The 13,013-nt window shown below is 70.2% G+C and carries 10 protein-coding genes; 9 read left to right on the top strand and 1 reads right to left on the bottom strand.

Going from position 1 to position 13,013, the window contains the following annotated elements; all coding sequences use genetic code 11:
- Positions 1-564 (bottom strand): LacI family DNA-binding transcriptional regulator (locus D7044_RS26530; protein WP_120690505.1); only part of this gene is annotated, 564 nt, incomplete at its 3' end.
- A 207-nt stretch (positions 565-771) separates the two neighbouring features.
- Between D7044_RS26530 and D7044_RS26525 the strand changes: the two genes are divergently transcribed.
- From D7044_RS26525 to D7044_RS26485, 9 genes are all read left to right on the top strand, one after another.
- Positions 772-2,019, top strand: coding sequence for a sugar ABC transporter substrate-binding protein (locus D7044_RS26525; protein ID WP_120690504.1), 1,248 nt, complete (start codon positions 772-774; stop codon positions 2,017-2,019).
- On the top strand, positions 2,019-3,653 hold the full coding sequence (locus D7044_RS26520) for an ABC transporter permease subunit (protein ID WP_120690503.1): 1,635 nt from the start codon (positions 2,019-2,021) through the stop codon (positions 3,651-3,653). The genes D7044_RS26525 and D7044_RS26520 overlap by 1 nt, the downstream gene beginning before the upstream one ends.
- Positions 3,650-4,579, top strand: coding sequence for a sugar ABC transporter permease (locus tag D7044_RS26515; protein ID WP_120690502.1), 930 nt, complete (start codon positions 3,650-3,652; stop codon positions 4,577-4,579). The genes D7044_RS26520 and D7044_RS26515 overlap by 4 nt, the downstream gene beginning before the upstream one ends.
- Positions 4,580-4,586: 7 nt before the next feature.
- Positions 4,587-6,437, top strand: a complete 1,851-nt coding sequence (locus D7044_RS26510) for a glycoside hydrolase family 13 protein (RefSeq protein ID WP_120690501.1) — start codon at positions 4,587-4,589, stop codon at positions 6,435-6,437.
- A gap of 186 nt (positions 6,438-6,623) precedes the next feature.
- On the top strand, positions 6,624-6,965 hold the full coding sequence (locus D7044_RS26505; RefSeq protein ID WP_120673934.1) for a hypothetical protein: 342 nt from the start codon (positions 6,624-6,626) through the stop codon (positions 6,963-6,965).
- 273 nt (positions 6,966-7,238) lie between these two features.
- The gene (locus tag D7044_RS26500; RefSeq protein WP_120673413.1) at positions 7,239-8,306 is read left to right on the top strand and encodes a BMP family lipoprotein; all 1,068 of its coding nucleotides are present in this window, start codon (positions 7,239-7,241) and stop codon (positions 8,304-8,306) included.
- A 170-nt stretch (positions 8,307-8,476) separates the two neighbouring features.
- Complete coding sequence (locus D7044_RS26495) at positions 8,477-10,087, top strand: ABC transporter ATP-binding protein (RefSeq protein ID WP_325050634.1); 1,611 nt, start codon at positions 8,477-8,479, stop codon at positions 10,085-10,087.
- 156 nt (positions 10,088-10,243) lie between these two features.
- Positions 10,244-11,623, top strand: a complete 1,380-nt coding sequence (locus tag D7044_RS26490; protein ID WP_120673412.1) for an ABC transporter permease — start codon at positions 10,244-10,246, stop codon at positions 11,621-11,623.
- 3 nt (positions 11,624-11,626) lie between these two features.
- Positions 11,627-12,907: an ABC transporter permease gene (locus D7044_RS26485; RefSeq protein WP_120673411.1), complete on the top strand. Its 1,281-nt coding sequence runs from the start codon at positions 11,627-11,629 to the stop codon at positions 12,905-12,907.
- Positions 12,908-13,013: the final 106 nt, after the last annotated feature.

The following is a 13,013-nucleotide window of genomic DNA, read 5'->3' as shown; positions in this document are numbered from 1 at the left end:
CGGTCCGGTGATCAGGCCGATCCGGCGGTGCCCGAGCGCCACCAGGTGCGCGACGGCCAGCTCGGCGGCCTCGCCGTCGTCGCAGGAGACGAAGGGTGCGGGCACGTCCGGCACGTAGCCGTTGATCATCACGATCGGCAGTGGCCGGGAGAGCAGCGCCCGGTACCGGTCGTGGTTCGCCGCGGTGTCGGCGTGCAGGCCGGAGACGAAGGCGATCCCGGAGACCTGGCGGTCCAGCAGCATCTCGACGTACTCGTCCTCGGTGACCCCGCCCGGGGTCTGGGTGCAGAGCACGGGGGTGAACCCGCTCTGCGCCAGGGTGGACTCGATGACCTGGGCGAACGCGGGGAAGATCGGGTTGTCCAGCTCCGGCACCACCAGGCCCACCAGGCCGGCGCTGCGCTTGCGCAGCCGGGCGGGGCGCTCGTAGCCGAGCACGTCGAGGGCGGTGAGCACGGCCTGCCGGGTCTCCGGGGCCACGCCGGGGCGGTCGTTGAGCACCCGCGACACCGTGGCCTCGCTGACTTCGGCCTGTTGGGCGATGTCGGACAGTCGAGCGCGCATGGCGGGCACTCTAGCTCAAGGGCAAGTTCTTGCGTACGACGTTGCAAACTCTTCCATTCCTTGAAACGTCTTGCTAGCGTCCCCGCAACACAGGAGCGCAGCGGCGCGGCATCCGTGCGCCGGCTCGGCACGAACCTCCGACCTTCCCCCCCCCCTTTGCGGACGACGCCCTTCCCCCGGCGCACCGCCACGACGACAGGAGTACCGATGCGCATCCGTACCGCGGGTGTGATCGCCGTCTTCACCCTGGCGCTCGCCGCCTCGGGTTGTGGCGGCGGCAGCGACGAGCCGGCCACCGACGAATCCCCCAAGGCGGCCGGCGGCAAGCTGGTGATCTGGGCCGACGACAAGCGGACCGCCGCCCTGAAGCCGTTCGCCGAGACCTTCGGCCGGGAGAACGGCGTCACCGTCGAGGTGCAGGCCGTCTCGAAGGACCTGCAGACGAACTTCGTCACCGCGTCGCAGCAGGGCAGCGGACCGGACGTCGTCGTCGGCGCGCACGACTGGATCGGCAACATGGTGCAGAACGGCGCCATCGACCCGGTGCAGCTCGCCGCCGACCAGAAGAGCGCCTTCAACCAGACCGCGATCAAGGCCGTGACCTTCAACGGGCAGCTCTACGGCGTGCCGTACGCCATGGAGAACCTCGCGCTGATCCGCAACACCGCGCTGGCCCCCGAGGCACCGAAGACCGTCGAGGAGCTCGTCGCCACCGGCAAGCGGCTCAAGGCGGAGAAGAAGGCTAGCGAGATCCTCTGCCTCCAGTCCGGCCAGAACGGCGACGCGTACCACATCTACCCGCTCTACACCTCGGCCGGCGGCTACCTCTTCGGCACCACCGCCAACGGCGACTACGACCCGAAGGACCTGGGCGTCGGCAAGCCCGAGTCGATCGAGGCGTTCAAGAAGATCGGCGCGCTGGGCGAGAAGGGCGAGGGTGTTTTGAAGCGCTCCATCACGCCGGAGAACTCGATCGCCACCTTCACCGGCAAGAAGTGCGCCTTCCTCGTCTCCGGCCCGTGGGCGGTGGCGGACGTCAAGAAGGCCGGCATCTCGTACGACATCACGCCGGTGCCCGGCTTCGCCGGTGGCAAGGAGGCCCAACCGTTCGTCGGCGTGCAGGCGTTCTACGTCGCGTCGAAGGGCAAGAACAAGGCGCTGGCGCAGGAGTTCGTGGCCAACCACGTGACCAAGCCGGACCTGGCCGTGGCGCTGTACCAGGCCGAACCTCGGCCGCCCGCGCTGACCGCCGCACTCGACCAGGTGAAGGGCAGCGACCCGGACCTCGCCAAGTTCACCGAGGCCGGCCGGAACGGCCAGGTGCTCCCGGCGATCCCGGCGATGGCCGCGATCTGGGACCCGTTCGGCAAGGCCGAGGCGGCCGTCATCGGCGGCGCCGACCCGGCCAGGACCATCACCTCCGCAGGCCAGACCATCGCGGGCCAGATCAAGTAATGAGCACGCCGTCGTCCGGCCCGGGGTCCACGCGGGCCCCGGGCCGGGAGCCGGTCGGCTCCCGGCCCGCGAAGAGTCGTACCGCGGGTGAGCACACGCCGATCACCCTGACCGGCCTCGGGGCCAAGGTGATCCTGCTCGGCCTCGTGGCCGGGATCGCGATCTGGGCGGCCTTCCCGCTGGTCGAGGCGGAGCAGTGGGTCGGGCTGGCGCTGCTGGTCGCCACCACGGCCGGGCTCTTCTACCTCTACCTCACCCGTCGGCACGTGCCGGCCAAGTACCTGGTGCCGGGCACGCTCTTCCTGATCGCGTTCCAGATCGTCCCGGTGCTCTACACGGCCAGCACGGCCTTCACCAACTTCGGCGACGGGCACCGCGGCGACAAGCAGGGCACGATCGTCGCCATCCAGACCGCCTCGGTCGAGCAGGTGCCCGGCTCCACCGAGTACGCGCTCTCCGTCGCCACCGAGGGCGACCCCGCCACCGGCCCGCTGGTCTTCCTGGTCACCGACCCGGCCGACGGCGCCGTCTCGATCGGCGACGCCACCGGACTGCGCCGGCTCGACGCCGACGAGGTCACCGTGGCGCCCGGCGGAAAGGTCACCGCCGCCGACGGTTACACCGTGTTGAACTTCGGCCAGGCGAGCGCCCGCAGCCAGGAGATCACCGACCTGGTGGTGCCGACCGCCGGTGGCGCGCTGCGCTCCTCGGGCCTGTCGCGCGCCTACGAGGGCAAGGCGGTTCGGGCGTACGACGCCGCCTGCGACTGCGTGCGGGACAGCGAGACCGGCCGGACGTGGACCGCGGACGAGTCCACCGGATCCTTCGTGGCCGACGACGGCGAGCGCCTCGCCCAGGGGTGGAAGGTCGGCGTCGGACTGCGCAACTTCACCCGGGTGCTCACCGACCCGAACATCTCCGGGCCCTTCCTCGGCACGCTCGTCTGGAACTTCGCCTTCGCCGTCGGCTCCACCGGCGGCACGTTCATGCTGGGCACGTTCGTGGCGCTCGCCCTGCACTCGCCCCGGATGCGCGGCACGAACCTCTACCGGGTGCTGCTCATCCTGCCGTACGCCATGCCGTCGTTCGCGATGCTGCTGGTCTGGCGGGACATGTTCAACACCGACTTCGGCCTGATCAACAACCTCTTCGGGCTCGGCGTCAACTGGTTCGGCGAGCAGTGGTCCGCGCGCGCCGCGGTGCTGCTGGTCCAGCTCTGGCTCGGCTACCCGTACATGTTCCTGGTGGCCACCGGCGCGCTCCAGGCCATCCCGCGCGAGCTGACCGAGGCGACCTCGGTGGACGGCGCGTCGCCGTGGCAGTCGTTCCGCGCGGTCACCCTGCCGCTGCTGCTGGTCGCGCTCTCGCCGCTGCTGATCTCGTCGTTCGCGTACAACTTCAACAACTTCAACGCCATCTACCTGACCACCGAGGGCGGCCCGTTCCCGGCCGACAACCCGAGCAACGGCGCGACCGACCTGCTGATCACCTACACCTACCGGTTGGCGTTCGGCGGGCAGGGCGCCGAGTTCGGGTTCGCCGCGGCCATCTCGCTCTTCATCTTCGCCATCGTCGCGGTCGTCTCGGCGGTCAGCTTCCGACGCACCCGCAAGCAGGAGGAGGTGTACGCATGACCGCGCTCACCGGGACCCCGGTCACCGGCGGCACGGCCGGCGCCCTACCCGCCGACCGGAACGGAAACGGGCGAAGTCGCCGTTGGCTCGTGCGGGTGGGCTGGCGGCACGGGGTGGCGGTGCTCGCCGTGCTCTTCAGCCTCTTCCCGATCGTCTTCGTGCTCTCGGCCGCGCTCAATCCGCTGGGCACCCTCTCCTCGACGGCGCTGGTGCCGAGCTCCGGAGTGTCGTTCGGGAACTTCACCGAACTGTTCGGCCGGACCGCCTTCGAGCGGTGGTTCGTCAACTCCCTGCTCATCGCCGGTCTCGCCGCGCTCGCCTCGATCACCCTCTCGGCGCTGGCGGCGTACGCCTTCTCCCGGATGCGGTTCCGTGGCCGGCGGGTCGGGCTGCTCTCGCTGCTGCTGATTCAGATGTTCCCGCAGTTCCTGGCGATCGTGGCGATCTTCCTGATCTTCGCCACCATCACCGACCTGTGGCCGGCGATCGGCTTCAACACCCCGTGGGGGCTCCTCCTGCTCTACCTGGGCGGCGCGCTCGGCGTGAACACCTGGCTGATGAAGGGCTTCTTCGACACGCTGCCGAGGGAGCTCGACGAGTCGGCCACGATGGACGGCGCCACGCACACCCAGATCTTCTTCCGGATCATGCTGCCGCTGGTGGCGCCGATCCTCGCGGTGACCGGCCTGCTCGCCTTCATCGGCACTGTCAACGAGTTCCTGATGGCGAACGTCTTCCTGACCGACACCGAGTCGAAGACCCTCGCGGTCGGCATGTACGGCCTGCTGCAGGGCGACGAGCGGAACAACAACTTCGGCATCTTCGCGGCCGCCACCCTGCTCACCGCGATCCCCACGGTGGTGGTCTTCCAGTTCCTCCAGCGCTACATCGTCTCCGGCCTCACCGCCGGGGCGGTGAAGGGATAGCGGGCGCATGCCGCTGCAACCGCACCACGACGGCTCCGCCCGCTACGTCCCCGAGCAGGCCCCCTCGCTCGGCGACACCGTCGACGTCTTCGTCCGGGTGCCGGCCGGTGCGGACGTACGCCAGGTGCACGTGCGTACCACCGGTGACGGCGAGCCCCGGTTCACCGAGGCGGTGGTCGACCGGGTCGACGGCGACGACGTCTGGTGGCGGGCCCCGGTCGAGGTCCGCAATCCGGTGAGCAACTACCGGTTCCTGCTCACCGGGGCGAGCGACCAGCGCTGGCTCAACGCCGCCGGAACGGTCGGGCACGACGTGCCGGATCACGGCGACTTCAAGCTCGTCAGCCACGCCCCGCCGCCGGCCTGGGCCCGGGACGCGGTGATCTACCAGATCTTCCCGGACCGGTTCGCCCGCTCGGCCGGGGCCGACGGGCGGGCGCTGCCGGACTGGGCGATCCCCTGCGACTGGGACACCCCGGTCGTCGGCCGCGGGCCCGAGACGCCGTACCAGTTCTACGGCGGCGACCTGGACGGGATCGCCGAGCGGCTGGACCACCTGGACCGGCTGGGGGTGAACACCGTCTACCTGACGCCGATCTTCCCGGCCCGCTCCAACCACCGCTACGACGCGGCGGACTTCGACCGGGTGGATCCGCTGCTCGGCGGGGACGCCGCGCTGGCCCGGCTCGCCGACGCGGTACGCGCCCGTGGCTGGCGACTGCTCGGCGACATCACGAGCAACCACACCGGGGACGCGCACCGCTGGTTCACGGCGGCGGTCGCCGACGTCGACGCGCCGGAGCGGGGGCTGTACTACTTCGACGAGCTGACCGGCCGCGACAACTCCGGCTCGGCGCGCTGCGACCCGGAGCCGTCGTACGAATCGTGGAACGGGGTCAGGTCGCTGCCGAAGCTGAACTGGGGCAGCGCCGAGCTGCGTCGCCGCTTCGCCACCGCGCCCGACTCGGTGCTGCGGCGCTGGCTGCGCGAGCCGTACGGATTGGCCGGCTGGCGGGTCGACGTGGCGAACATGACCGGCCGGAGGGGCGCGGACGCGTACACCCACGAGGTGGCGGCGCTGCTGCGAACCGTCGTGACGCAGACCCGGCCGGACGCCCTGCTGATGGCCGAGCACGGGCACGACCACACCGGCGACCTGGACCGCGACGGCTGGCACGGCACCATGAACTACGTCGGCTTCACCGAAACCGTCTGGTCCTGGCTGCGCCACGGCGAGCAGCCGGTGCCGAACTTCCTCGGGACGCCGGGTGGGGTCCGACGTCGGGACGCCGCAGCGGTGCTGGCGACCATGGACACCTATCGCAGCCTGGTCTCGTGGCGCTCGTACACCCATTCGTGGCAGCTGCTCGGCTCGCACGACTCGGCCCGGATCCGCACGGTGGTGGGCGACGCGGCCCGGCACGAGGTGGCCGTCGGACTGCTCGCCACCATGCCGGGCCTCCCGATGATCTTCGCGGGGGACGAGCTGGGTCTGACCGGCATCAACGGGGAGGACTCGCGTACGCCGATGCCGTGGCACCGGCCGGAGCGCTGGGACGGGGGCACGTTCGCCGCGTACCGGGCGCTGCTCAGGCTGCGACGCGACGAGCCGGCGCTGCGGCACGGCGGCCTGCGCTGGGTGCACCACGACCCAGAGACGCTGGTCTTCCTGCGGGAGTCGCCGGCCGGCACCGTGCTGGTGCTGGCCCGTCGGGCCGCCGGGACGCCGCTGCGGCTCGTCGGCCTGCCGGCCGGGGAGAACCTCTACGGTGGCGCGCCCGCGCTGCGGCCGGACGAGGGCGGCGCGGTCGCGCTGCCCGGCGACGGCCCGACCTTCCAGGTCTGGCGCCTCGCGTGACCGCGGTCCTGGCGGGGCTCGGGTCGCCGCGGCGCGGCCGTGAGACGGTCGGGGAGAAACCTGATACCTCTGGGGCGTCCACATGCCCCAGAGGTATCAGGTACTCGAACGGGTCGGCTCGCAGGAGCGACCGGTCGGGCGAGTCCCCCTACTACGAACTGTCGTTGATGGGGCAGGATGGGGCGCGTGGAAGCTCTGAGGCTGATCCTTCTCTACGTCCATCTGATCGGGTTCGCGTTGCTGCTGGGCGGTTCGTTGGCCCAGTACATCAGCGGGCGGATACGCATCAACGGAGCCATGCTCTGGGGGTCCGTGATCCAGCTCGTGACCGGTATCGGGCTCGCCGCGCCGCTTCGGGACGGCGACGAGCCGGCCCCGGCCAAGCTCGCGACCAAGGGCGTCATCGCGCTGCTGATCTTCGTAATGGTCTTCTTCTCCCGGAAGCGGGAAACGGTCAACCGCGGCCATTTCCTGGCAATTGTGGGGTTGACCCTGGTCAACGCCGCAGTAGCGGTCTTCTGGCGGTAACGTCAGCCTTGAAGGCGCTCGAAAATCGGACTTTCACGACGCCTGGGTGCAGCTCTACCTGCACTAAGAGTGATTTCCCCCACGGGACGGTTACGTAGGGGTAACAGGCACTCAACAGTCGTGCACGATTGGCGGCCGGTGGGTGGGCGCGGGCGTACGCTCCCGTCCGTAACGTGGGACGCCGGCCGCGACATCGCAGGCCGGCTCAAGGGCAGCCACCGCACAAGGCGCGGTGTGCGATGGGAAGGAGACGTCTTGCGCTCGGTGCGTGGGATGCGGATCGCCTCGATCGTGGCGGCGGGTGGGCTCGTACTGAGCGCCGCCGCGTGTGGTGAGGCGCCGGACGAGAACAACGGCGCCGGTGACGGCGGCAAGAAGTTCAGCGCCTGCATGGTGACCGACGTCGGCGGCATCGACGACAAGTCGTTCAACACCTCTGCCTGGCAGGGCCTGAAGGACGCGCAGGCGGCCAACAGCAACATCGACCCGAAGTTCGTGGCGTCGAAGGCCGAGGCCGACTACGAGCCGAACCTGACGCAGTTCGTGAACCAGAAGTGCGACTTCATCCTGGCCGTCGGTGGCCTGATGGGCGACGCGACGAAGAAGATCGCGCAGGCGAACCCGAACCAGCAGTTCGGCATCGTCGACGCCGACCCGGCTGTGGACAACATCTACCCGATGCAGTTCGACACCGCGCAGGCCGCGTTCCAGGCCGGCTACCTGGCCGCCGGGATGAGCAAGAGCGGCAAGGTCGGCACCTACGGTGGTCTGCCGATCCCGCCGGTGACCATCTTCATGGACGGCTTCGTCGACGGCGTGGCCTACTACAACCAGGTCAAGGGCAAGAACGTCCAGGCGCTGGGTTGGGACAAGGCGAGCCAGAAGGGCTCCTTCACCAACGACTTCGCCAAGCAGGATGAGGGCAAGAAGGTCTCCGACACCCTGGTCGCCCAGGGCGCGGACATCATCATGCCGGTCGCCGGCGGCTCCGGCCTCGGCACCACCGCCGCGGCCAAGGCCTCGAACGGCAAGTACAGCGTCATCTGGGTCGACGTCGACGGCTGCGAGAGCACCCCGGACTGCTCGGCGATCCTGACCACCGTGGTCAAGAACATCCCGGAGGCCGTCAAGGAGGCCGTGCTGAAGGCCGCCGGTGGCGAGAAGCTCCAGGCCAAGCCGGGCTTCGTCGGCGACCTGGCCAACACCGGCGTCTCCATCGCCCCGTTCCACGACTTCGAGAGCAAGGTCCCGGCCGAGCTCAAGGCCGAGGTCGAGAAGATCAAGACGGACATCGCCGCCGGCACCATCACCGTCACCTCGAAGGCTCAGCCGACCAAGTGACGACCGGCCGTTCCCCCTGGTGAGAACATCGGGGGGCCGGCGGGCAACACGCACGACCGATCCGGCCGCTCCGGCTCCGCGGAACCTCCCGCCGGGCCGGGGCGGCCGATCGCGCACCACGGAGACCGCCGTCCCCGGCCGGGTCGTCCGGCAGCCGGCCGCCCGCTAGGCTGCACCATCGCTCGCACTCCCGGGAGGTTGCGCTGAGACTCGAACTGCGCGGCATCACCAAGCGGTTCGGTGATCTGGTCGCCAACGACCACATCGACCTGACGGTGGAGCCTGGTGAGATTCACGCCCTGCTCGGCGAGAACGGCGCGGGCAAGTCGACCCTGATGAACGTGCTCTACGGGCTCTACCAGCCCGACGAGGGCGAGATCCTGGTCGACGGCGAGCCGCTGAAGCTGCGCGGGCCGTCCGACGCCATCTCGGCCGGGATCGGCATGGTGCACCAGCACTTCATGCTGGTCCCCGTCTTCACGGTCACCGAGAACATCATGCTCGGCGCGGAGCGGACCCGCGGTGGCCTCGCCGGTTTCCTGGACCGTCGGCGCGCCCGCCGGGAGGTCGTCGAGGTCTCCGAGCGGTACGGCCTGCGCGTCGACCCGGACGCGGTGATCGAGGACCTGCCGGTCGGCATCCAGCAGCGGGTCGAGATCGTCAAGGCGCTGACCCGGGACGTCGACCTGCTCATCCTGGACGAGCCGACCGCGGTGCTCACCCCGCAGGAGACCGAGGAGCTGCTCACGGTCATGCGGTCGCTCAAGGCGGCCGGCAAGTCGATCGTGTTCATCACCCACAAGCTCGGCGAGGTCAAGGCGATCGCCGACCGGATCACCGTGATCCGCCGTGGCAAGACTGTCGGCACCGCCTCCCCGGAGGCCAGCCGGGACGAGCTGGCCGCGCTGATGGTCGGCCGCAACGTCCGGCTCACGGTGGAGAAGGCTGCGGCGAAGCCGGGCAAGCCGGTGCTCGAGGTCGCCGGCCTGGTCGTCGACGACGACCGGCAGATCCGCGCGGTCGACGGGATGGACCTGACCGTGCACGCGGGCGAGGTGCTCGGCGTGGCGGGTGTGCAGGGCAACGGCCAGACCGAGCTGATCGAGGCGATCATGGGCCTGCGCCCGACGCTCGCCGGTTCGGTGACCCTCGACGGGGAGCAGATCGACGGCTGGTCGACGAAGCGGGTGCTCCGCGCCGGCGTCGGCTACGTTCCCGAGGACCGCAGCGTCGACGGGCTGGTCAAGGAGTTCAGCGTCGCCGAGAACCTGGTGTTGGACATCTACGACCGTCCGCCGTTCGCCGGTGGGCTCGCGTTGAAGCGGGACGCCATCGCGGCCTCGGCGAAGGAGCGGATCGAGCAGTTCGACGTCCGGACCTCCTCGGCGGCCATGCCGGTGGGCACCCTCTCCGGCGGTAACCAGCAGAAGGTCATCGTGGCGCGGGAGCTGTCCCGGCCGCTGAAGCTCTTCATCGCCGCCCAGCCGACCCGTGGGGTCGACGTGGGGTCGATCGAGTTCATCCACAGCCAGGTCATCCACGAGCGGGACATCGGCACCGCCGTGCTGCTGGTCTCCAGCGAACTCGACGAGGTGCTCGGGCTGGCCGACCGGGTCGCGGTGATGTACCGCGGCCGCATCATCGGCATCGTCGGCCCGGACACCCCCCGCGAGGAGATCGGCCTCCTGATGGCCGGTATCACCCCGGAGGCGGCGACCGAGCAGGCCGAGGCGCGGCCGGCGACCGATGGCGACGCGCCGACCAGCGAGGAAGAGGAATGAGCGAGCGTCAGCGAGCGAATCATCGAAACAGCGTCACGGTGCCTCTGGCCGGCGTCGAGCGCAGCGAGGTGACGGCATGAGCGAGCGCCAGCGAGCGAATCATCGGTACAGCTGCGTGGTGCCTCAGGCCGGCGCCGAGCGCAGCGAGGTGACGGCATGAGCTCCCCCAATCCGCAGTCGGGGTCGCCGGACAAGGAACCGGCGAGCGAGGCGCAGGCGGCGCAGGAATCGCTCGACAACACCGAGCGGGCCGAGGATGCCACCACGCCGCAGGCGGGATCGGCCACGGCGACGCCCGGTGACGCGGCGGAGCCGAAGCCCAGCCTCGGGCGACTCTTCGTGGCGAACCTCTGGGCCGCGAACACGGTCACGGTCACCGTGCTCTCGCTGGTGCTCGCGATCGTGGTCGGCGCGATCCTCATGATCATTTCTGATCCCGAGGTCCTCTCGACCTACTCGTACATCACCGCTCGCCCGTCGGACGCGCTGAACGCCAGCTGGACGCTGGTGAGTGAGGCGTACGCGAACCTCTTCAAGGGTTCGGTCTTCGACCCGGAGGCGTTCAGCGGGTGGCTGAACGGCAGCAACGGTTGGCAGGCCGTCCTCGCCCCGATCTCCGAGACGCTCACCTACACCGCGCCGCTGGTCTTCACCGGCCTCTCGGTGGCGCTCGCCTTCCGCGGCGGCCTCTTCAACATCGGCGGTCAGGGCCAGGCCACCGTCGGCGTGGTGCTCGCCGCGCTGGCCGGCTTCGCGCTGCCGCTCCCGCCCGGCCTGCACCTGCTCGTCGCGGTGCTCGCCGGTGCCCTCGGCGGCGCGATCTGGGGCTTCATCCCGGGCATCCTCAAGGCGCGTACCGGCGCCCACGAAGTGATCATCACGATCATGCTCAACTACATCGGGACCTACCTGCTCACCTGGCTGATCGTCCAGAACGGGGTGCAGGACCCGAACCGCACGGACGCGATCAGCAAGGCCGTGGACCCGTCGGCCCAGCTGCCCCGGCTGCTCGGTGACAACCTGCGGGTGCACGCCGGCATCCTGCTCGCCGTGCTGGCCACCTGGGCGGTGGCGTGGCTGCTCAACCGCTCCACGCTCGGCTTCGAGCTGCGGGCCGTGGGCGCCAACCCCGACGCGGCCCGTACCGCCGGCATCAGCGTCGCCCGAACCTTCGTCCTCATCATGGTCTTCGCCGGGCTCCTCGCGGGCCTGGGCGGCGCGAACATGGTGCTCGGCTCGACCGCCAGCGCGCTCACGCCGCTGGTGGTGGCGCAGATCGGCTTCGACGGCATCCTGGTGGCGCTGCTCGGCCGCCTGAAGCCGTGGGGGGTCGCGCTCGCCGCGCTGCTCTTCGGCGCGCTGCAGGCCGGCGGCAACCGCATGCAGTCCTACTCGGGGATCTCGTTGGAGCTGGTGACCGTGCTCCAGGCGCTGATCGTCATCTTCATCGCCGCGCCGGCCCTGGTGAAGGCGATCTTCCAGCTCCGGGCCGCACGCGCCGCCCGGTTGCAGACGAGCCTGGCGAAGGGCTGGTAACTCATGTCCACCATGGCTGTCCCCGACGTGGCGGTCGCCGCGGTCGACCAGGGCTTCTGGACCCGTAACCGCAAGGTCGGCCTCGTGCTGCTGGTGCTCGGCCTGCTGGCCGCGGTGCTCTTCGGCGCGCTCGCCACCGACCAGCAGGCCCGGTTCACCCTCAGCGAGGACGCCGCCGGGACCGCGCTGGAGATCAACGGAACCTTCGGCGCGATCCTCTTCGGCGTCATCGCGCTCGCCGCCGGCGCGGCGCTGCTCGCCGCGGTGCCGAAGCGCTGGTTCCTCCTGGTGCTCGGCGTCGGGCTGGTCGCCTTCGTGCTGTCGTTCCTCTGCTGGCAGGTCTCCGCGGCCCCGGCCGGGCAGAACTTCATGCCGCTGGTCAACATCATCCGGGGTACCTTCATCCTGGCCCTGCCGCTGATCTTCGGTGCTCTCGCCGGCGTGCTCTGCGAGCGCTCCGGCGTGGTCAACGTGGCGATCGAGGGGCAGCTGCTGATGGGCGCGTTCAGCGGCGCCCTCTTCGGCAGCATCTCCGGCAACGTCTGGGTCGGCCTGGTCGCCGCCGCCATCGGCGGCGCGTTCATCTCCCTGCTGCTGGCCGTCTTCTCCATCCGCTACCTGGTGGACCAGACGGTCATGGGGATCGTGCTGAACCTGCTCGCGGTGGGCGTCACCGGCTTCCTCTACGAGCGGCTGATGCAGACCAACGCGGAGCGCTACAACAGCGCACCCCGGTTCAGTAACTGGGAGATCCCGCTGCTCAAGGACATCCCGGTGCTCGGTCCGGCGCTGTTCCGCAGCAACATCTTCCTCTACCTCGGGCTGCTGCTCGTCCTGGTGATCCACATCGGGCTCTTCCGTACCCGGTGGGGGCTGCGTACCCGCTCCGTCGGCGAGCACCCGACCGCCGCCGACACCCTCGGCGTACGCGTGCTGCGGGTGCGCTACCGCAACGTGCTGCTGGCCGGGGTGGTCGCCGGCATCGGTGGCGCCTCCTACACGCTGGCGCTCTACTCCTTCACCAAGAACATGATCGGCGGTAAGGGCTTCATCGCCCTGGCCGCACTGATCTTCGGGCGGTGGAACCCGACGGGCGCGCTGCTCGCCGCGCTCTTCTTCGGCTTCGCCGACCAGCTCGCCACCTACCTGGGCGCGATCAACAGCGTGATCCCGAGCCAGTTCCTGGCCATGCTGCCCTACCTGGCGACGATCCTGGCCGTGGCCGGGCTGGTCGGCCGGGTACGCGCACCGGCCGCGGACGGCAAGCCGTACGTCAAGGGCTGACAGCCCGTCGGCGCCAGGAGGCCCGGGACGATCCGCGGATCGTCCCGGGCCTCCTCAGGGGTCTGTTTCATAAGACCGTGCCCGGCTGCGCCGGCCCCAGGCGACG

The organism is Micromonospora musae (genome assembly GCF_003626635.1).
Classification (GTDB): Bacteria; Actinomycetota; Actinomycetes; order Mycobacteriales; family Micromonosporaceae; genus Micromonospora; species Micromonospora musae.
The sequence above is the reverse complement of the archived record's forward strand: the minus strand, read 5'-3'. Positions and strand labels throughout refer to the sequence as shown.

Excerpts from the sequence above, each read along its gene's own strand:
- D7044_RS26500 (WP_120673413.1), top strand. The coding sequence starts at position 7,239 with ATGCGGATCGCCTCGATCGTGGCGGCGGGTGGGCTCGTACTGAGCGCC.
- D7044_RS26515 (WP_120690502.1), top strand. The coding sequence starts at position 3,650 with ATGACCGCGCTCACCGGGACCCCGGTCACCGGCGGCACGGCCGGCGCC.
- D7044_RS26485 (WP_120673411.1), top strand. The coding sequence starts at position 11,627 with ATGTCCACCATGGCTGTCCCCGACGTGGCGGTCGCCGCGGTCGACCAG.
- D7044_RS26525 (WP_120690504.1), top strand. The coding sequence starts at position 772 with ATGCGCATCCGTACCGCGGGTGTGATCGCCGTCTTCACCCTGGCGCTC.
- D7044_RS26520 (WP_120690503.1), top strand. The coding sequence starts at position 2,019 with ATGAGCACGCCGTCGTCCGGCCCGGGGTCCACGCGGGCCCCGGGCCGG.
- D7044_RS26510 (WP_120690501.1), top strand. The coding sequence starts at position 4,587 with ATGCCGCTGCAACCGCACCACGACGGCTCCGCCCGCTACGTCCCCGAG.
- D7044_RS26490 (WP_120673412.1), top strand. The coding sequence starts at position 10,244 with ATGAGCTCCCCCAATCCGCAGTCGGGGTCGCCGGACAAGGAACCGGCG.